This window comes from Leptospira broomii serovar Hurstbridge str. 5399 (assembly GCF_000243715.2).
GTDB lineage: Bacteria > Spirochaetota > Leptospiria > Leptospirales > Leptospiraceae > Leptospira_B > Leptospira_B broomii.
Genome location: NZ_AHMO02000008.1, coordinates 256,999 through 277,822, shown reverse-complemented (window position 1 = coordinate 277,822; position 20,824 = coordinate 256,999). Strand labels below are relative to the sequence as shown.

Annotated in this window: 16 protein-coding genes; 13 read left to right on the top strand and 3 right to left on the bottom strand. The window is 44.1% G+C overall.

Features of this window, described 5'->3' with window-relative positions; genetic code table 11:
• Nucleotides 1-13 precede the first annotated feature (13 nt).
• The 11 genes from LEP1GSC050_RS06670 (at nucleotide 14) to LEP1GSC050_RS20940 (ending at nucleotide 11,718) form a co-directional block, all read left to right on the top strand.
• Nucleotides 14-1,318, top strand: coding sequence for a pyridoxal phosphate-dependent aminotransferase (locus LEP1GSC050_RS06670; protein WP_010570470.1), 1,305 nt, complete (start codon nucleotides 14-16; stop codon nucleotides 1,316-1,318).
• 7 nt (nucleotides 1,319-1,325) lie between these two features.
• A complete protein-coding gene (murI, locus tag LEP1GSC050_RS06665; protein WP_010570469.1) occupies nucleotides 1,326-2,096 on the top strand; it encodes a glutamate racemase in 771 nt (256 codons plus the stop codon).
• Nucleotides 2,097-2,186: 90 nt separating this feature from the next.
• On the top strand, nucleotides 2,187-2,795 hold the full coding sequence (gene lsa19 / locus LEP1GSC050_RS06660; protein WP_010570468.1) for an adhesin Lsa19: 609 nt from the start codon (nucleotides 2,187-2,189) through the stop codon (nucleotides 2,793-2,795).
• Between the two features lie 106 nt (nucleotides 2,796-2,901).
• Nucleotides 2,902-3,939 (top strand): phosphoribosylformylglycinamidine cyclo-ligase, encoded by a 1,038-nt coding sequence (gene purM / locus LEP1GSC050_RS06655; RefSeq protein ID WP_010570467.1) that lies wholly within the window; start codon nucleotides 2,902-2,904, stop codon nucleotides 3,937-3,939.
• Nucleotides 3,940-3,947: 8 nt separating this feature from the next.
• On the top strand, nucleotides 3,948-5,204 hold the full coding sequence (locus tag LEP1GSC050_RS06650; RefSeq protein ID WP_020987697.1) for a chloride channel protein: 1,257 nt from the start codon (nucleotides 3,948-3,950) through the stop codon (nucleotides 5,202-5,204).
• A 73-nt stretch (nucleotides 5,205-5,277) separates the two neighbouring features.
• On the top strand, nucleotides 5,278-7,308 hold the full coding sequence (locus LEP1GSC050_RS06645) for a sensor histidine kinase (RefSeq protein WP_010570465.1): 2,031 nt from the start codon (nucleotides 5,278-5,280) through the stop codon (nucleotides 7,306-7,308).
• 37 nt (nucleotides 7,309-7,345) lie between these two features.
• Complete coding sequence (gene mutL, locus LEP1GSC050_RS06640; RefSeq protein ID WP_010570464.1) at nucleotides 7,346-9,124, top strand: DNA mismatch repair endonuclease MutL; 1,779 nt, start codon at nucleotides 7,346-7,348, stop codon at nucleotides 9,122-9,124.
• Between the two features lie 63 nt (nucleotides 9,125-9,187).
• Nucleotides 9,188-9,727 (top strand): YqaA family protein, encoded by a 540-nt coding sequence (locus tag LEP1GSC050_RS06635; protein ID WP_232225772.1) that lies wholly within the window; start codon nucleotides 9,188-9,190, stop codon nucleotides 9,725-9,727.
• A gap of 51 nt (nucleotides 9,728-9,778) precedes the next feature.
• Complete coding sequence (locus tag LEP1GSC050_RS06630) at nucleotides 9,779-10,006, top strand: hypothetical protein (protein ID WP_010570462.1); 228 nt, start codon at nucleotides 9,779-9,781, stop codon at nucleotides 10,004-10,006.
• Nucleotides 9,999-11,261 carry a replication-associated recombination protein A gene (locus LEP1GSC050_RS06625; protein WP_010570461.1) on the top strand — a complete coding sequence of 421 codons (1,263 nt, stop codon included), beginning with the start codon at nucleotides 9,999-10,001 and terminating at the stop codon, nucleotides 11,259-11,261. The genes LEP1GSC050_RS06630 and LEP1GSC050_RS06625 overlap by 8 nt, the downstream gene beginning before the upstream one ends.
• 295 nt (nucleotides 11,262-11,556) lie before the next feature.
• The gene (locus tag LEP1GSC050_RS20940) at nucleotides 11,557-11,718 is read left to right on the top strand and encodes a hypothetical protein (protein ID WP_020987513.1); all 162 of its coding nucleotides are present in this window, start codon (nucleotides 11,557-11,559) and stop codon (nucleotides 11,716-11,718) included.
• 87 nt (nucleotides 11,719-11,805) lie between these two features.
• Here the strand turns inward: LEP1GSC050_RS20940 and hisC are convergent, their stop codons facing one another.
• Nucleotides 11,806-12,903: a histidinol-phosphate transaminase gene (gene hisC / locus LEP1GSC050_RS06620; protein ID WP_010570460.1), complete on the bottom strand. Its 1,098-nt coding sequence runs from the start codon at nucleotides 12,901-12,903 to the stop codon at nucleotides 11,806-11,808.
• Nucleotides 12,904-13,005: 102 nt separating this feature from the next.
• Entirely contained in the window at nucleotides 13,006-14,637 is a 1,632-nt protein-coding gene (locus LEP1GSC050_RS06615) for a peroxidase family protein (RefSeq protein WP_010570459.1), read from the bottom strand.
• A gap of 113 nt (nucleotides 14,638-14,750) precedes the next feature.
• On the opposite strand from LEP1GSC050_RS06615, the gene LEP1GSC050_RS06610 reads away from it, so the two are divergent.
• Nucleotides 14,751-16,475, top strand: a complete 1,725-nt coding sequence (locus LEP1GSC050_RS06610; RefSeq protein ID WP_040911205.1) for an EAL domain-containing protein — start codon at nucleotides 14,751-14,753, stop codon at nucleotides 16,473-16,475.
• A 247-nt stretch (nucleotides 16,476-16,722) separates the two neighbouring features.
• Entirely contained in the window at nucleotides 16,723-17,109 is a 387-nt protein-coding gene (locus LEP1GSC050_RS06605; protein WP_010411900.1) for a response regulator, read from the top strand.
• A gap of 63 nt (nucleotides 17,110-17,172) precedes the next feature.
• Here the strand turns inward: LEP1GSC050_RS06605 and LEP1GSC050_RS20365 are convergent, their stop codons facing one another.
• The gene (locus tag LEP1GSC050_RS20365) at nucleotides 17,173-20,820 is read right to left on the bottom strand and encodes a PAS domain S-box protein (RefSeq protein WP_084695331.1); all 3,648 of its coding nucleotides are present in this window, start codon (nucleotides 20,818-20,820) and stop codon (nucleotides 17,173-17,175) included.
• Nucleotides 20,821-20,824 lie beyond the last annotated feature (4 nt).

Below are 20,824 nucleotides of genomic sequence, written 5' to 3'. Positions count from 1 at the left end.
TACCAGGCGGGATATGAGAAGAAATATCGTTCATAGCGGTGCGGATGCTCTCATCTATGAGATCCGTCAGATCGTTGCAGTCGCTAAAAAGCTGGAAGCTTTAGGCGTTCAAGTCACCTACGAAAATATCGGCGACCCTATTCAAAAAGGGGAGAAGGTCGCGCCTTGGATGAAGAAGATCGTTGCTGATCTTATTCTGGAGGATCTATCTTGGGCGTACACCGCGACGCAAGGATACGAAAAAACGCGCAAATTTCTCGCCGAAAAAGTAAATGAAAGAGGCGGCGCTCAAATCACTTCCGACGATCTTTTGTTTTTCAACGGTCTCGGCGATGCCGTCGCTAAAATATTCGGTTTTATGAGACGGGAAGCCCGGGTCCTCGGACCTAGTCCGGCATATTCCACCCTTTCTTCGGCAGAAGCGGCGCATTCCGGCTATGAGCACATGACGTACAATCTTCTTCCCGAAAGAGGTTGGATGCCGGATTTGGAGGATATAGAAAACAAAGTAAGATACAACGATTCGATCGCGGGAATTCTACTCATCAATCCGGACAATCCGACGGGCGCAGTATATGGAAAAGATGTAATGCGTCAGATCGTTTCCATAGCCGAAAAATACGACGTTATGATCGTTTGCGATGAAACTTACGCCCACGTAAATTACTCCGAGACCGGAACGATTCATCTCTCCGAAGTGATCGGTGACAAGGTATGCGGCCTGGCATTGCGTTCCATTTCCAAAGAGTTTCCTTGGCCTGGTGGACGCTGCGGTTGGATTGAGATTTTCAATAAGGATAAGGATCCTGTCTTTGCTCGCTACGTGAAATCTCTCTTAGATGCGAAGATGCTGGAAGTCTGCTCTACGACTTTGCCTCAAATGGCGATTCCTCAAGTGTATTCTCATCCCGAATTTATTCCGCATCTAAAGTCGAGAAACGAAAAATTTAAAAAAAGAGCAAAGCTCGCAACCCAATATTTTGACGGTCTCAAAGGAGTCCGAGTCGTGGAACCGAAAGGAGCATTCTATCTTACCGTCGCCTTTGATGAAGGTGTTCTAAATGAGAAGATGTCATTGCCGGTTGCAAACCTTCAGGCCGCAGAATTCATTCACCCTCTATTAGAGAAATGCGCGAACGATCGTAGGTTCGTATACTTTCTACTTGCTTCGGCAGGAATTTGCGTAGTTCCTTTATCTTCCTTCTGCACCAATCGTCATGGATTCAGAGTGACTCTCTTGGAAGAAAACGAAGACAAGTTTCGTTGGATTTACTCCACACTTCGAAGTAGCATAGAGGAATACATTCGCTCGGCGTAAGGCTGCAATGGAAAACCGAGACGGAATTCCAATTAAAATCGGAGTCATGGATTCCGGGATGGGCGGGCTTTCGGTCCTGCGGATGCTTCTTTCTCTTCCGTATCGCGCGCATTACGTTTATTATGGCGATCTAGGAAACGCGCCTTACGGGGAACGAAGTACCGATGAAGTGCTCGTGCTCACTAGAAACGTTTGCTCGGAATTGCTTTCTCAGGAAGTAAACGCGATACTTCTGGCCTGTAATACTGCAACTTCCGCCGCTGCGTCCGAACTGCGAGCCGAACTTCCGATACCGGTATTCGGAATGGAGCCTGCAATTAAACCGGCGCTACTTACGCATCCCAATGAAAAAATCGCATTACTCGCAACGTCCGTTACTCATCGGGAAGAGAAATTACGAAACTTGAAACTATCACTTTCGGCCGAAGAAAGAATCGTTCATTTGAATTGCGACGGTCTTGCCACTCTCGTCGATTTGGGCAGATTCGAGGAAGCGGAGACTTTTTTAAGGAAAATTCTGGACCCCATTAAGTTAGAAGGCATTCGCACGCTTGTTTTAGGGTGCACGCATTATGTTTTTTTAAAAAGCTTACTTTTATCCGTTTATCCGGAGGCGATTTTACACGACGGGAACGAAGGAACCACGAAGCATTTGATTCGCTCTTTGCAATTAGAACGATTTCCCGGAACTTCCAGCTTCGAACTTTTCTTTTCCGGAAGGGAAAAAGGGAGTGATGCTTACTTATTGGGCAAACGATTACTCCACGAAAACGAGTGATACGCGCAAAACTTTCGGTAAGAATTTTTTTCCAATCCCCCTTTTTTTTAGTTCCCTCCGTCTCCATAACAATCTAAGTTACGGTACTCTATGAACCGGCTCGCAAAAATTCTAAGTATAACGCTTACTCTTTTCGCCGTAATTTACGGCTGTAAACCGAAATCGGAAGGAACATCCCAGGGAATCGTCACGTTTCTAACGGGAAAGGTAACGGTCGGGAAATCGGGTAAAGATCTGAAATTGGATGATGCCGTCTCCGAACACGACACGATAGTGACTGCAAAAGACGGACTTGTGGATTTGACTACCCCGCTGGGTACGATTCGCCTGTTGGGCAATACGGAAGCCTCCGTTGCGGCTTTAAAAGCCGACCAGGCATATCTAAAGGTTAACGAAGGCAATATCCTCGTAAAAGTAGTTAAACTTTCCAAAAACCAATCCATTTCGGTGGATACTCCTGCCGTAGTTGCTGCCGTTCGAGGAACCCAGTTTTGGGGGCAGGTGAATCGATCCGCCGAAACCGGAACGTTTGCCGTTCGCGAGGGTAGCGTTTTGATTACTCGAAAAACCGACGAGGCTCGAGTTTTAGTAAAGGCGGGAGAGGCAGTCGACCTAAAACCGGGATTATCGCCTTTGGCGACAAGGACTGCTGCAGAGGCCGAACTTTCAGCCATGCAACAAATCGATCAAATGAAATAATGTCGCGGTCCTGTCGTTCCGAATCATAAACTGGCTACTTTTTTAAATCTCCTTTTTTTTCTGTCCAGAAGACTCGGCTCGGGAATCCTGTTCCCGAGCGGGTAGGATGGAAAGCAAGATCACTTATAAAAGCGCCGGAGTAGACACCGAGGCCGGCCAAGACTTCGTTAGAAGAATCAAAGAAAACGTAGAATCCTCGCACGGACCTCGAGTGGTAGGCGGTTTAGGTGGTTTTTCCGGCGGCTTTGATGTTACATTCCTAAAGAATTATAAGAATCCAATTTTACTTTCAGGTACTGATGGAGTCGGGACTAAATTAGAATTAGCTCGTCTGTTCGGAATCCATGACACAGTCGGTATCGATTTAGTCGCGATGTGCGTGAATGATATTCTTGTCTCCGGCGGCGAACCGCTATTTTTCTTAGATTATATCGCCTGCGGAAAATTAGACCCGCCTCGAATGGAACGAATCGTTTCCGGAATCGTGAAAGGATGTCGCTTATCAGGCGCAGCTCTTCTTGGCGGCGAAACTGCGGAACATCCCGGCACAATGGAAGAAGACGAGTATGATTTAGCCGGTTTCGCAGTCGGGGCCGTGGAAAAACAGGATATGATCGATGGTTCGAAAATTCGTCCCGGAGACGTAGTTCTCGGTTTGGAATCTTCGGGTCCTCATAGTAACGGCTTTTCCTTCATTCGAAAGTTGTATTTACCGGAAGGTAGAAAGCTCCCATCGGATCCTTCGACAGTGGAGTTCTTAAGAGAATTCGCACTTAGGCCGACTCGAATCTATGTGCAAAGCATTCTGAATCTAATAAAGAAAGTGGAAGTAAAAGGAATGGTTCACATAACGGGAGGGGGATTCTACGAAAATATCCCGCGTGTTCTTCCGAATGACTGCGGAATTTCGATTGAACGGGAGAGTTTGCCTTCCAACCCCTTCTTTGAAAAATTGAGAAAGGACTTCCCACAGATCGAAGAAAAAGAACTCTATTCCACGTTCAATATGGGTGTAGGGTATATCGTAATTGTTTCCCCCGATTCAGAAGCGGCAGCGCAGAAGAATTTGGAAGAAAAGGGCGAAAGTGTTAGAAGAATCGGCACTATTATTTCTCGCAAAGATAAATCCGTAATTTTCGTCTAACCAAAGTTATGGACAAAGTCCGTTCCTTCTTTAGAAATCCGATCTTCGTAATTTCCAAAAAAAACCCCTTTATGCTTTCTAGATGGAGTATTCTTTACATACTCCTGGGAATTTTCGGCGGTCTATTCGCAGCGCTCTTCTGGAAATGTTTGGAGTACCTGACTTTATTTTTAGGAAAGGTCGAAGGCGTATGGGTCATCGCCCTTATGACCGGTTCGGGTTTGTTGATAGGCCTTTTGATATATTGGTTAGGGGAACCGGGCGAAATTTCATTAGTAATCGATAATATACGGTTTCGTGGAGGAAAATTAGATCCTAAGAATAATCCTTCGATGACTATTTCGTCCCTTCTTAGCATTTCCTCCGGAGGAAGCGCCGGCCCCGAGGCTCCCTTGGTTCAAATCACAGGATCATTTGGTAGTTGGTTCGCAGAGAGACTCGGGCTGGAAGGAGAAGAGGTTCGCTCTATGACGATCGCCGGAATGGCTGCCGGTTTTACTTCTCTATTCGGTTCTCCTTTAGGAGGCGCTTTGTTCGCACTCGAAATACTCCAGCACCGACATGTAGTAGAGTATTATGAGGCGTTACTGCCCGCCTTTCTTTCCAGCTGTTCCGCTTACTTCGTGTTTCTATGGATGACGGATATGGGCATCGGACCTACATGGCAATTCCCCCAATATGTTCCAGGCGGGATCGAAGATTTTGAAAATGCACTCGCTTTCGGAGTGGCGGGAGCGGGAATCGGCTGGATTTTTTACGGAGTATTTCGCACTACTAAATTCTCCTTTTCCAAAATTCCCGGTCCGATCTTTGTCAAGACGGCGCTAGGAGGATTGATTCTAGGATGCATAGCATTCTACCAACCTCTAACACGATATTTCGGCCACGATCAGCTGAATCAAATCGTAGTTACGAAAGGGGATTGGGTGTTTTTCGGAAGTTTGGTCCTTCTAAAAATTCTAGCAATCAACACGACTGTGTCGAGCGGTTGGAGGGGAGGGATTATTATTCCTCTGTTCTTTATCGGTGCGGCCTCCGGTAGGTTTTTTATGGATTTCTTTCCGACTGAGAACGAATCTTTTTTGTTGATATGTTTAATGGCTTCGGTCAATGCATCCGTTACTAAAACGCCGATCAGCACTACAATTTTATTGGCCGATTTAACGGGAGTTTCGAGTTTCACGCCGGTTTTGTTCGCATCCTTAAGCGGATATTTTTTATCTCCAAAGGCTCCGTTTATTAAATCACAAGCCGATTCTCAGTAGTCTTTTTCGTAAATTTTCTCCGGGAAATCGTAGACGTTTTCCCGTTAATATCGGAATCTTCAACCTAACTCGAATGGGAACAAACTTACATATCAGAATCTTTCCGTTTCTCATTCTGTTTCTATTTCTTTACTGTCGTCCTTTTCCTAAGGGAGCAATTCTTGAAAACGGAGTTTTAGACTGGGACAAAACCAAGTCGGCGGGTAGAGGTGATTGCTTCCGGTTGACGGGCCAGTGGAAATTCGCTTGGTTGGGCGAGGCTCCTAGTACGGAGATTCCGGAAAATCCTCCGGTATTTTCCACCCAAATCAGTCCTGGAAGTTGGGCTGGAGAAACCTGGCAGGGAAAAGTTCTTCCGAAATACGGGAAGGCCCTTTATCGCTTAGAGCTAATCTCTCAAGGAAGCGTAGGTAACCTTCGGTTGGTCAGTTTCGATCAAGGAACGAACTATCGAATCATTTTTGACGGGAAAATTATTTCGGAAGTCGGTAGAGTAGGAGATCCTTCACCGGAGGCTCTCGCATTATTAACACGTTATGTGACTCTTCCTCCCTGGGAAAAAAAGGCGAACCTGGACTTTGAAATTTCCAACTATAATTATAGAAAAGGAGGCCTATGGAAGCCTCCGATTTTCGGCGAACCGGAATGCGTTAATCGATACTATCAGGATCGGAGAGATCTTGAATCGCTTTTAGCCGGGGGCCTTCTTTTTTTAGGTTTATTTCACATTTTCGTATCCGTTTTTTATAAAAAGGATTCTTCGGCTTTCGTTTTAGGCTTATTCTCTCTGACGGTTTTCTTGAGATTATACTCTACAGGTGTTCGGTTATTTCCGGAGCACTTCGATGTCGGGCCGGAAATTTATTTGCGGACGGAATTTATTTCCTGGTTCATCGGAATGCCTCTGGCTTTGCATTTTTTATATTCGGTTTTTCCGATCGATGCCGGGAGGATACTTTTAAAGGTCGGATATTCCACGGCGGCGATATTTATTATAATAACGTTATTTACGGGTCCTGATATTTATTCGTATCTCATCGGACCTTCCTACATAGCGTTTGTATGCATGGGTGCGAGTTCCTTATTCGTTTTGGCTAAAGCGATTCGAAATAAACGACCCGGCGCCATCCTGTATTTGGTCGGCTTTCTGTTTCTACTTTTCTTTCTAGCCAGCGAAGTGCTTTATCACTCCGAAATAATGGATTCCTGGGAATTGAGCGGAGTAGGCGTGGGAATATTCGTGCTGTCCAACGCGCTGTCTCTGTCGAATAAGCTTCTGAGCGGTTTTAGAGAAAGAGAAGAAGTTCAAGAAATTCTTAATATGGATTTGGAAGAACTTGTAAAGAAAAGAACGAAAGAGTTGGAATGGGCCAGAGACGAAGCGGAGGCCGCGAATCGGGCGAAGAGCGAATTTCTAATCAACGTGGATCACGAAGTCCGAACCCCTATGAACGGAATTATGGGAATAACTGAGATGCTATTGGATAGCGACATGAAACCCGAACAGAAGGAGATGGTCGAATTACTGAAACGAAGCGGGGATGCTATGATGTTGATTTTGGGAACGATGTTGGATGCTTCCAGTTTGGAAAAAGGAACTCTCGTCCTTATCAATCGTCCGTTTCACTTACGAGCCGCCGTCTACGAAGCTGCGATGCGCATGGAGGATCCTATTAAGCGAAAAGGTATCGCCTTTTCCGTGGTAGTAGCCGACGACCTACCGGATTTAGTCGTCGGAGACGAAGTTCGCTTTAAGAGAATGATTATCGGACTTCTAGAGAACGCTGAAAAATTCACGAAAGAAGGATTCATTCGGTTTACGGGCATGCTACTCAGTGCGACCCAATTTACCTATCGATTCCGCTTCGAGGTGGAAGATAGCGGGATAGGAATTTCTCAGGATCTTTGGGAGGCTATTTTTACTCCTTTCCAGCAGGTGGATTCGGGAGTAACTAAACCTTTCCAGGGTGCCGGACTTGGACTTTCTCTAAGTCGTGCGCTCGCGAGGAAAATGGACGGGGATATTCAAGTGCAGAGTGTTCCCGGGAAAGGTTCCGTTTTTATCCTGGAGTTAGGTCTCTCCAAACCTGAAATCCACCCTTGACATACCGATAGCTGCCGTGGATTCTGGGTCCAAGCCTATGGCTCGGATACAGGAACTTAGCCCGGACCTAATCAACCAAATTGCGGCTGGCGAAGTTATCGAATCTTCTCATTCCGTTCTAAAGGAATTGATGGAGAATTCGGTCGATGCCGGAGCGACCTACATCGAAGTCGAAACAAGAGACGGCGGATTAACTTCCCTTTTAATCTCCGATGACGGTCACGGAATAGAGGAAGAAGATATCGAGCTCGCGCTAAAGCGACATGCAACAAGCAAAATCAAGAGTTTAAGGGATTTGGAACTTGTCTTATCCTACGGTTTCCGAGGAGAAGCCTTAGCTTCAATAGCATCCGTATCAAAACTCACCCTCGAAACCGGAACCGGCGGTCAAACCGCATGGAAGGTTCGAACGGAAAAAGGGAAAATTCTCTCCAAAGAAGCGATTCCCGGATTTCGAGGCACTCGAATTTTAATCGAAGATCTGTTTTACAATACTCCTGTCCGTAGGAAATTCTTGAAGTCGGTTCGTTCGGAAGATAAACGGATTCGGGATCGATTTACGGTCCAGGCGTTGGCGCGAGAGGAAATCAGATTTCGCTTGGTTCAGGACGGAAAGGAAGTCCATAGACTTGCCGCGAAAGAAAAGAAAGAAAGAATCGTCGATTTGTTCGGAGAGAATTTTCGGGATCATTTATTAAACGTAAATCTCGAAAAGAGAGGTTGGAAAGCATGGGGATATATAAGCGACCCCGACTTTTATAAATCCAATCGAACCGGACAGTTTACTTTCGTTAATAATCGTCCCGTAGAGATAAAATATTCCTCTCATCTATTAAAAAAATGTTATGATGAACTCCTGCCGCCGAATGCTCATCCGTATTGCTTTTTATTTTTTGAAGTCGATCCGGAATCGATCGACGTTAACGTTCATCCCGCTAAGAAAGAGATTCGATTTTTAGACGAGGAATCCTTTAATACCTTCTTTCTACAGCTGATACAAAAGGAGCTACGCTCCAGTACGCCGGTCAGTTTCCTGGAATTAAGAAATCGGCTTCTTCGACCGGAGCGCCCCAAAACCGGGGGGCCGTTGCAGGCTTATTCTTCGACCGGATCCGGCGATCAACAATTACTGGGCGGAGAATTATACCAGGAAGTAAGGCATTCTCCCTCCTTTTCGGTGGAAACGGTCGGTCCGGGTTCGAGACTGGATGATTTAACGGACCAACCCCGCAAGCATGCAGAATTCATTCCTAAGAAGCATTTCGGTTTACTCTTCGAGACGTTTATTCTAGCCGAGGGAGAGGACGGGTTTTATATAATCGATCAGCATACCGCACACGAAAGGATTCGTTACGAAGAAGTCCTACGAAAACTGAAACGGAAAAATTACGGTATTCAACCTCTACTCACTCCAATTCGAATTCCCGTCTCTAAACAAGAGGCCGAAGATATCAAAGACCGAGGCTCCGAATACGAGGAAGTGGGATTGAAGCTAGACGCTCTGGGCGAAGACAGCCTCGTTCTCCGGGAAGTTCCGGGATATTTTTTGCCGGGACATGAAAAGGAAATCATATTAGATTTTTTGAATCGAACCGGAGGAAAGGAAGTCCCTGAACCGGAACTTTACGATTTAATGGCAAAATGCGTGGCTTGTCGATCTGCCGTAAAAAAAGGCGATCAGTTATCGGATCATCTAATCGCCGAATTGTTAAACCGTTTGAGTTATTGCGAAAATCCCGCCCGATGTCCCCACGGTAGACCTACATTAGTCAAGCTAACGCGGGAAGATTTGGAACGGATGTTTCATCGTAGGTGATATCGTTTGAATAGGAAAACAGCAGAAACGTCCAGTTCGACCGAAAAAGTATTAGGCCGCTTGATGAAGCAAACGCTTATTGCAAGCGTTGTTTTATTCGTTGGAGTCATTATACTCGCAAGATTCTTTCACGAACCCGTATTACAGGTTTCTAAAGCGTTTATCGATTTTACCGGCCCGTTCGGAGTGGGCATCGCTATTCTTATTGCCGATTCGGTGCATATATTCTTCCCGCCGGATACGTTCCTGATTATCGCCGTTGCTGCGGGACTTTCCGACGTTTGGGTGATTTCGTCCGCTTCGATAGGCTCCTTGATCGCCGGATGCTGCTCCTATGCACAGGGAAAATATTTGCTTCCTAAATTGGATTCGTTTACACGTTTTCTTAGAACACACGAAGAAAAGTTAGAGGTTTATGTTAAGCGTTTCGGTTTTTGGGCGGTAGTATTGGGCGCTTTGACTCCTTTGCCGTATTCTTGGACAAGCGTTGCTGCCGGAGCGATGGGGATGAAATTTAGAATCTTTTTGCTTGCAGCTTTATTTAGAATTCCTAGATTTTATATTTATTATTACCTCATTAAAGGAGGTTGGATAGCGGTCTAAAGGTAATAATGATACGCTTGAAAAACGAATCGTCGGATCCTATCTAATTCTATGGAAGAATCTCCTTTACTATTTCCGAAAACCAAACGAGACCTAATCCTGGAAAATTTGGATTGGTTCGGTCTTCCCGTCCGAGTCGGAGAATTGGTAGAGAACGTTTTGGACGGAAAAATTCGGGAACAATCCTTGGTCTGCTGTCATAGCGCCTGCGATGTTTGTAATTCTACGATACGTTCGTGCGTTCGCAAAGTTCAAAGGGAACTAGAAGGACTTGGATAGTTTCTTCGATCGTCCTCCGCTGCCACATAGAATCAGACCGTCCGTCTTTTCGGAAGTAATCGGGCAGGAAAAAGCAAAAGCTCAACTTCAAAAATTTAGAGAGCCCGTAAGCATGATCCTATATGGTCCGCCAGGAACGGGTAAGACCACGATCGCGAGGATTTTGGGAAAGACTTGGAAACTTCCGTTTGTGGAATATAACGCGGTGACTACGGGAGTTGCCGATATTAAAAAACTCTTAGAGAAAGCGGAATCGGGAGGAAGTATTCTCCTATTCTTGGACGAGATTCATCGATTCAGCTCCTCACAACAGGACAGTCTTCTCAAAGGCGTCGAAACCGGCAGCCTAGTGTTGATCGGAGCAACGACGGAAAGTCCTTCGTTTAGAATTACCAGACCCTTGCTCTCCCGTTGTCAGGTTCTAAAGCTTGAAGCATTAGGAATTCCTGAAATGAAAGAGATTCTTGAAAGGGGAATCGGAAATTTACAACCTTCTCCTCGTTTGGAGGAGACCGCTAAGGAAACTCTAATACGATATTCGGGCGGTGACGCGCGACGTTTGCTCTCCTTATTGGAAGCCCTAGCTCTTTCTATGGATCCGGGCGTATTAATCACTGAAACCGATGTAAACTCCTTCCTGGAAAGTCGAGTGATTGAATACGATCAAACCGGAGAAAGTCATTACGACGTAATTTCCGCTTTTATAAAATCCGTAAGAGGAAGCGATCCGGATGCGGCACTTTTTTACCTAGCGTTGATGCTTGAAGGCGGGGAGGATCCGATTTTTATCGCTAGGCGGCTGATCGTTCTAGCTTCGGAAGATATAGGAAACGCTTCCGTTCACGGCCTACCCCTTGCCGTGTCCGGTCTTCAAGCATTGGAAGCAATCGGAATGCCGGAGGGGAGAATCATATTGGCGCAAGTTACTACCTTTCTTGCATCCTGTCCTAAGTCGAACGCTTCGTATAAAGGAATTTCTTCCGCTTCTTCGTTCGTGAAAGAAAGAGGAACTAGTTTGAATATCCCGAATCGTTTGAAAAATGCGCCTACATTCTTGCATAAGAAGGAAGGCGCCGGGCAGGGATATAAGTATCCGCATGATTTCGGAGGCTTTACCGAATTCGAATATTTCCCTGATGACCTCAAGAATAATCCGCCTCAATTTTATTTGCCGACCAGAAACGGAATGGAAGCTAAAATTCGAGAGCATCTTGCATCGGTTTGGAAAAAGTTTAAAGGGAAGAGCTACGATTGAGAATTTGATATAGCATTTTATTCCGCCCTTATTGTCTTTTCCGTAGTATCAGTGTTTTCTCTATTCGAATTCCGACTAGGGAGAAATTCCTCCAAAAATCAGTTCAACACCGGAAATTTAATTTTTTTTCCCTGTAAACGTAATTTATCCGTATTAAAACTGTTTTATATTGATAAGTGTTCCTTAGGACGGTAATTTTTTGACATAATTAGTGTCATGAATCCGACTCTTTTTGACGAAACTTATAAGGAAGATTGAGGGTCCTAAGAATCTAAACGAAAAAGGGAGGTTTCGAATGTTCGAATCTGAAAGAATAAAAAAAGAAGAAGCGAAACCCGTTAAAAAACTAGAAGCAGTTCGTAAGGAATATAGCCTAAATCAGCCTTTATATTCCAATATAGCTAGGACTTCCGACGTAAAAGTCGTGCGTTTACGTCCGGATCTTTACGATAAATAAGAAAAAAAATCATATCTCCCTACTTATTCGGGAGATATGATTTTTCCGTTATGCAGTCGTCTTCGGCGACCGTATAATTAGTAATATTTAAAGCAGCGCTTTTAGGCGATTCAGGAGTATACGGTTTTGATCCGGTCGTCCGACAGTAATTCGAATCGCATTCAATCCGTAGCTTTTAAGATTTCTTAAAATAATTCCTTCCCGCAGTAACGTCTCGAAAAGTTCCCTAGAAGAAAGTTTTGCATCCTCCAACCGAATCGTAATGAAATTGGCATAGGATCGGAAGTAGGGAAGTCCTTTGGAATCGGCCAAGGATTCGTAATTCGACAACTCTTCCAAATTGGATTTTAGGTACGAATCCACAAAATCCTTATCCTTTAGCGCTTCGATTGCGGCTAATTGTGAAAGCTGGGACACGTTAAACGGCGGGCGAAGTTTATAAAATGCCCGAATGATCTCTTCGCTTGCGATGCCGTATCCGATCCGCATTCCTCCCAGACCGTGCACTTTTGAAAATGTGCCGGTATAAACTACATTCGGATATTTTGATATTATTTCGGCAGGCGGAATATCCGTCTCTCGATCTCTGGTTCTCCCAAAATCCATATAAGCTCCGTCGAGAACTACCAATGTTTCATCGGAAATTTGATCCAGGAAAGAATAGACATCGTTCTTTTTGAGAGCGTCACCGATGGGATTACAAGGCGTACAGATGAATATCAATTTGGGCCGGTATCGCTTGTATAAATCCAGCAATTGATTCAGATCGTGTTCGATCGAATCGGTGGAAACTACTTTTGCGCCGCATTGCTCCGAATATATCGAATACATGGAGAATGTTTTGCCGTTTTGCAGTACGTAGTCCCCGTGTCCGAGAACGGATCGAGTCGCGAAATCGAAAATTTGATCGCTTCCATTTCCTTGGATGACGTTTGAAGGTTTTACCCCGTAACATTCGGATAAAGCGTTTTTCAATTCTCGATACGTATCATCGGGATACAAAGGCATTTTATCCAGCGATCGAGCGACCTTTTCTTTGACTTTTGGAGAGACTCCGAAGGGATTTTCGTTGGAGGCCAGTTTGATAACTTTATCCGGAGAAATTCCGTATTCTCTTACGACTAACTCGATCGGTTTTCCGGCCTCGTATATGGGGAGAGTATCTAAAACTGATTGGAAGCGCATCTATCCTCCAGATAAAAAACGACTTCGCTTTCTTCCAATCGTTTTATCTTTTACTCGGTAAAATCGATCCACCGTTTGCGGTAATCTAAAGAGTCAAGAAATCTAGGAAATTTTCGTTCCCCGTACGAGTTTTACGAAAGCATGTTCAAAGGCCGAAAAGAATTTATCTTCTTTTAAGGCGTATTCGGTCACGATCCTCTTCGTTTCCTCGGAACTTAGGAGAGCACGATCCGCCGCAGTCATTTTTGTTCCGCCGTCATAAAGCAGATCCTGAAAATAACGGTTATCGAATATGTTCGGAGTATCCGTATAAAATCCTTTCTCATGTCTTCCGATGGTTTTTGCCCCGAATAGAGCGACCATTTCTTTCGTATCGAATTCCATCCTCGCATAATAATCGATGCTGTCGGATAGATTCGGATTATTCGGCGGATATTCGATGTGCCCGATCGGATATTCCGAATCCTGTCTTCCGGAAAAATCCATAATTTTAGGGCCTCCGGATTTTTGAACGGAAAGAGCGCCGGCAAATGCGATCAAATCGGATAAGGAAGGGATTCGGCTTTCGTGCAAATCTTTCGATCCTCTTTTTAATTCTTCATGAATTCGGATCAACGTATTCAAATGTGCCAGAATCCGGGGGTTAAGTTCGTCGCTTAACAAACTTGGAAAACGAATCGATCCGTCCAGCCCTAGCCACGAGCCATCCGCCGCAAAAATAAAGGATGCATGAAAGGCTAATGTCAACCAGTTCCCGGTTTCCGATAGATCTATGGAGTCCCAAATTCTATATTTGGCCTCCTGGGAAATTTCCTCCCGGCAGTCTCGTGTGATTCCTAAGATTTCATATACTTTATATTTTCCTGTTTTTCCTTTTAAAGTTGTCTCGAAGGTTCTTCCTTTTTTAACCCTTTCTTTAACGAGTCTAAAAACGCTTTCCGAAATCAACAATCTTGCGCCTGCTTTTTTGGTAGTGGACTCGATCCGGCTAGCTTGATTAACCGAATCTCCGATTGCAGTCGACGACATTAGTAAAGGATGTCCTAGTTGACCCAATATTGCAGTTCCATAATGTATTCCGACTCCGATTTCAAATTGGGTATTAAAGTGTTCCTTTAGATAGGAATTCAAGTTGTCGAGTTCGGTTCTCATTTCGAGAGCGCTGCGAATTGCGGCTAAATTTGTTTTGAGCGGTTCGGATTCTTCCAATCCGAAAACAGCCATTAAGCCGTCGCCGATATACTTATCGATCGTCCCGCCATACTTTAGGATTTTATCGCTCATCCGGTAGAAATACCGGTTTAGTATATGTATTACGTCATACGGTAAATGGGATTCGGAGAAAGTCGTAAATCCTCGAATGTCGCTAAAAAGAATGGTAATCGCTTTTTCTTTTCCCGAAACGCTGTTCGAAGATGTGGAAGCAAGAGTCTGGTCGGCATCGTCGATGATTAGCCTTCTAACTTTAAGATCCCCTAAAACTCTTGATTGGCAGGCGAGTCGCACGTTTTCAGGAAAGCCTTTTCTTTCCGCTAAAGCGGATTCCTTATCATTTCGTGGGGATAAATTATCAACGCCTTCTAAAACCAATACTCGACAAGTGGAACATCTCGCGTTTCCTCCACAGGCATGAATATGCGGAATTCCTTCCGCTAATGAAATTTGTAACAAAGAGCGGAGTCCGTCGGAATCCTCGATTTGGATCTCTTTATCGTTTTCAAAGAATATACGCATTGTGCCGCCTTTTTTCCAAAATACTTTGCCTACTTGGTAAAAAATAACTCAATCGTAAGTGGGGAAATCCTTTTTTACGTCTAATTGCATGCCTATATCAGCGCTTCCTTACTATGGAAAATAATGTAAGTTTGATCCCCGATATTCCCGAGTTACCTAAGTCGATAATTCTATGTGTGGATGACGAACTGATCATTCTCCGGGGATTGAAGGAACAACTGAAACTGGCTTTTGGCAAGGAATACCAGGTAGAAGCCGCGGATAATGCCGAATTGGCCTTAAGCATCATAGAGGAAGCGAATAAGGCCGGCATACATGTTCCGGTCGTCATCAGCGACCAGGTGATGCCGGGAATTCGAGGTGATGAATTTTTAATCCATATTCAAATATCCAATCCTAATACACGCAAAATCATGTTAACCGGACAGGCGACTGCCGATTCGGTCGGGAACGCATTGAACCATGCAAAACTATACCGTTATCTTTCGAAGCCTTGGGACTCTAGGGATTTGATTTTGACCGTAAAGGAAGCTATTCGTTCCTTCGAAGCGGAGCTTTCTCTCTTGGAATTGAATAGAAAGTTGGAGCACGCATTACTTTATAACCGGGATTCGGGTTTACCGAATTTAGAATATCTTAGAAGAAGATTGGAAGAGAAGGAAACCGACAAAGAAGAATCGATTCTCGCCTTGGTGCGCATTGAATCCACATCTTTGACGACGAAGCATTTCGGTGTTTCTTTATATAAAGATCTTTTAAAAAAGTTTCTGGATTCGATGAATTCGATTTTAGGAAATTACGGCGAAATATTCCACGTTTACGAAGACGAAGTTGCCATTCTATCCAAAGTTTCGGAGGACAGATTTCTTCCGCATTTAATCGCATTTAAAATTTTACTTCGTTCGGACTATTTGACCACCGAAGGAATCGCCTTTAGAATCAATGCTACCATCGCGACTGCTAAGGGTTTTAAGGATCTCTATTATAAAGCAAGACTTGCCTTGGTCAGAGCCAGTCAAGACTCGGAGGAAACTCTAGGGGCCGGAATATTGCAATATTCCGAAAAAATGGATGACCAAGACCTTTATCAAATCAATATAAATTTGGGAAAGAGACTTAATAATGCGATCCGGACGGGAAATATCGTGCCTTATTTCCAAGGCATTTTGAATAACGGTACCGGGAATATAGAGAAATTCGAGTGTCTTGCGAGAATTGTAGAGGATGGAAGGGTATATACGCCGGCCTCTTTTATTTATTTGGCAAAATCAACCGGGCTTCTAAGAATGATTACCCCTATCTTATTCGAAAAAGCGTTAAAAACTTTTGCAGGCACCGAGTTTTCTTTCTCCATTAATCTTTCCGAAACCGAACTTGAAAGCGGGAGTTTTCCGAAATGGGTTGCGAGTCGTTTAGATCATTATAAAATTCATCCCCCTCGAGTCGCTTTCGAGATCTTAGAAACCGCGAGTTTGAAAGGGAATCCGAATCACTTTAAAGTAATAACCGGATTAAAGGAAATCGGTTGTTCGATTGCGATCGATGATTTCGGTGTAGAGCACTCGAATTTCTCACGTTTGCTGGAAATTCAACCGGATTATATCAAAATCGACGGAAAATTTATCCAATCGCTGGAGAGAAACCACACTGCCTATATTTTAACGTCTGCAATTACGGAACTTGCCCATAGAATCGGAGCGGAAGTGATCGCTGAATTTGTAGGCACGCGGGAAGAATTCGAGGCGGTTAAATCTCTAGGTATAGAATATTCTCAAGGATACTTTATTATGGAACCGAGCCCGGAGATCCCACAGATTACAACAAAATTTATTGACTAGTTTTGTCGATCAAGCTATCATCCGATACCTCAATTTGCATATTAAATAGGAAATGTCGGCGAGTCTGTACAAGTCTGATGTACTGCGGTCGTCGAATTTTGTTCCTGCTCCAATGGCTGATATTTTCTTGAAAATGAGTTGCAAGGCGAGAGGAAAATCATAGGATCTCTTTTCTTGACTCGGTTTTTTTCCCGGGTAGAGATGTTTTTTTATTCGTCTAATTATTAAGGTTCATTTCGGGGGAACGGTGGAGAAAGCGATACTCTTCGTCGACGACGAGGCACTCATTCTAATGAGCATGAAATCTCAGGTGAAACGACACTTGGGAGATACCTACCGATACGAAACCGCATTGGATGCTTCGGAGGCTATGCAAATTATCGAAGAGCTAGTGACCGAAGGCGTGAAAATATTGATAGTTATTTCGGACTGGCTGATGCCGAATATAAAAGGGGACGAATTTCTACGTAACGTTCATCAAAGATATCCCGAGATACAGAAGATTATCATAACCGGACATGCCGACATCGCATCGGTAGAAGCTCTTAAGAAGGAAATCAATCTTTATAGCTACCTAAAAAAACCCTGGGACGAGAAAGAACTCGTTACCACGATTACCTCTGCGTTGAAATAACAAAGACAACACCCGAATAAAGAGCCGCTTACCCCGGCGGATTCGTTTCTCGATTGGACAGGTTTATTCTGCAGGTAAAAGTGGAAGAAACACTCTGAAAGTAGTGGAACCGGGAACGCTCTCCACCTCGATTCTACCTCCATGCTTCGCAATGATTTTATGAACGATATCCAATCCTAACCCGCTACCTTCTCCGGGAGGCTTTGTAGTAAAGAAAGGTTGAAAGATTTTTTCCCGTATATTTTCGGGAATTCCCGGGCCACTGTCGTTTATTTCCACCGCCACTTCTTCGTCCTGAGTATACGTTCGAATGCGTATTCTTCCTCTGAAATCCATGGCTTGCAAAGAGTTATAAATTAAATTCGTCCAAACGTGCAATAAGTCGTCCGGATAACATAAAATTTTCGGAATATCGTCGTATTCCTTAGTAACTTGGATGCCTTTCTTTAATTGATTCTGGTATATCGTAAGCACTGTTTCGATGCTTTCCTGCAGTGAGGCGGGTATTTTCGTGGAACCTGTATCGAAGTGGGAAAAATTCTTTAAAGCATAGAGAATTTTAGACACCCGATCCACGGCGATTTGAATCGTATTCGTATTCGTAAAAAAGAAGGATTCTATGGAAGAATATTCCAATAAAGTTGTCGCCCTCGCACTTTTAAGGAACGGAATAGCCTCTTTCGGAATCGTTCGAAATCCCATATCGGCCAAACTGTCGGCGAACATGTACGGAGATTCAAATCCGAGCGCCTCAAATTCCAGGATTAATTCTTTTTTTACACGACGTTCTTCGATTCCCGCTAAATGTTCTCGTATCTGTCTCACTTGGTTCAGGAAGCTGCGGAATGATTCCACTTCGTCATGAGGCATCTGGCTGATAATAGATTGTACTTCAGGAAGTAAGGTCTGAAAGCGTAATAGACATTCCTGTAGATTTTGATTGGATGCCTGAACTGCCCCGATCGGATTATTGATTTCATGAGCAATGCCGGCGATTAGTTGGCCTAGAGCCGCCATTTTTTCGGATTGGATCAGTTGCGCTTGAGTTCGTTTCAAATCCTCTAGAGTTTCTTCCAATTCGTTTTTTTGCATTTCTATCAATTTATTTCTGACGGAAATCTCGTTATTGATCATTTTCAGCTCTTCGACTTCCTGGATTGCGGAAGTATCCAGTAAGCTGACCGCAGCTATATAAGAATCCTTTTCATTATAAAAATGGATACTTCCGATCGAAGGGAAGATTGTTCCGTCGACTCGAATGGTTCTTAACTCCAAATTATCTATGCTTTCGAAGGATCGTAAGCGAGTGTGCACGGTAGTCCAAGATTCGGAGGTGAACAGTGATTTTGCCGGAATACCCTGTATTTCCTTCTCGTTCGCAAATCCGAAAATATTCAAAAAAGCAGGATTGGTATCTAAGATTCTTTCCGTGCGAGGATTCAGAAATAAAATCGCTTCGTTTGCAAATCGATAGAATGCTTGAAATCTAAGTTGGCTCGCCTTCAATTCGTTTTCGGCATTTTTGCGATTCGTAATATCGGTGACGGTCCCCGCCATTCGAATCGGATCTCCGTCGATTGCCCTATATACTCTTCCTTTTCCTTCAATCCAATGGACCGTTCCTTCCTTATGAAAAATCCTATATTCGATATGGAAGTCGTCGTTCTTACCCGATACGGATAGTTCAACCGTAGCTCGAACTTTTTCCAGGTCATCGGGATGTATTAAATCGAAAAAATGCTCCGACTTTCCGCCGAATTCATCGAGCGAAATACCGAACAGATGTCGTGTGTTCGCGGACCAATGAATAGAATCTTCTTTCAAGTCCCAGCTCCATGTTCCCATATTGGCCGCATTAAGAGCTAGTCGAAGCCGTTCTTCGCTTTCTTTCAATGCTCGTTCGGCTAAAAGGGAATCGGTAATGTCCGTGACTAAAAAGACTAAACTAGTTATTTCCCCTAAGTCATTTTTTATCGGAGATCCGTTGATAGAAAGATATTTCCTAAGCCCTCTACCATCTTCGATAGCGTGACGTACGTCGAATACCGGTTCTCCCGAGTTAATTACGCGAAGGAAAGGTTGGTCCTCCGGTTGCCAGGGCCCCCCGTCGATAGAGGTCGATTTCCACTCGACGGAATCATAAGTTCGTTCTTTTAGATTTTCCGCACTAAGACCCAAAATCCTTTCGGCCGAAGAGTTCGCATACGAAATTCGTCCGTCGGGAGTAAGAACCGTGATCGCAGCGACGGACGTATCCATGATTCCGGCAAGAAGGTCTCGTTCAGTATGAAGTTCTTCCTCCTTTTTCTTTCTTTCCAACGCGTTTGAGATCACCTCTCCGATCGTTCGCAAATGGAAAATCTCGAACTCTTCGAATCTGTGTCGTACTTCGCTTCTATGTCGTTCAGCGTTTAATCCGATCGCGCCGACGACCGTACCCGCAAGAGTGAGCGGGATTCCGACTAAAAATTTGATTCCTACAGTATTCAATAATGTCTTTAAATCGACGGAACTATCCGGAATTTCGTTTATGTCCAATGTTATGATTTTGTTTAATAAAAGATGTTTAGTTAAAAAGCTTTCCGGATTGATATCGGATAACTCCGGCCAAGAAGGGGACTTGTTTTTCGCTTTCGGATTTATATATTCGTGCAACAAGGTTCTTTTTAGTCGTTCCAGGTCGTATAGAACCAAATTGGCTCTATCCATCTGAAAAAATTTACAAATCTTATCGATGGTGTTACGGATCGCTTCGCCGATTTCGTGACTCGGTAAATTAATCAGTTCCGTAGAAATTGAAGTGGTCAGAGCCTCCAAATTTCTTTTTATTCGATCGGATTCTTCCGCTTTTTTTTGTTTGGAAATGTCGGCGTGAAAACCCAGCATCTTTGTGGCTTCGCCGGTCCAACTTCTCTCGATTACCTGTCCTCTCGTTAAAATCCATTTATAAGTTCCGTCTTTTCCTCGCATTCTATAGTCGGCATCGAAAAGGTCTTTCTTTCCGCTCAATGTCTGCTGCAAAAGAGTTAGGGTCCGGCGCGCATCATTCGGATGTATTAGCACCTTCCAGAATTTTAGATTTCTTATTAATTCTTTATTATAGTATCCTAATATATTGTCGAGTTTCTCACCGGGAAGAATTGGATTCAACGCTATATCCCAAACCCAGACGTCTTCCGCTAGATTCTTAATCAATAGATCGAACCTTTCGTGAGTTCCGCGAAGGAGAGAATCGATCGCCTTGCGTCTACGAAGGTCTTCTATCTGGACGCTGAACATCGATTCAGAATTTCTTAATGTGGAAAATCGGACTTTGCATGGCAAAGAACAGCCGTTCGAGTTTAAATACTCCCAATAAAAGGATACCTCTCCGTTCTTTCGACATTCTTCAAATTTAGATCGAAGTAATTCGCGCGACTTTTGATTCTCCGGCTGAAGCTCCGGAGAAAGGTTTATCATAGTTTTTTTTAATAATTCTTTTCTGGAATACCCAAAGAGGGGAAGTATGGCTGCGTTTACTTCCCTGAATTTTCCGGACGTGAAATCTAAAATTGCGGTGGGAGTGGGCGAACAATCTAAAAGTTCTTCGAAGAAGAATCCGTTTCCAGTGTGATTCTTTAATTGCGTCTCCAACGCTTTAATGCGTCGCTTTGCTTCGCGTAGCTCTATGGACGCGTCTTTGGCTTTTTCTTTTTTGGGCGAACGATTCACGGAC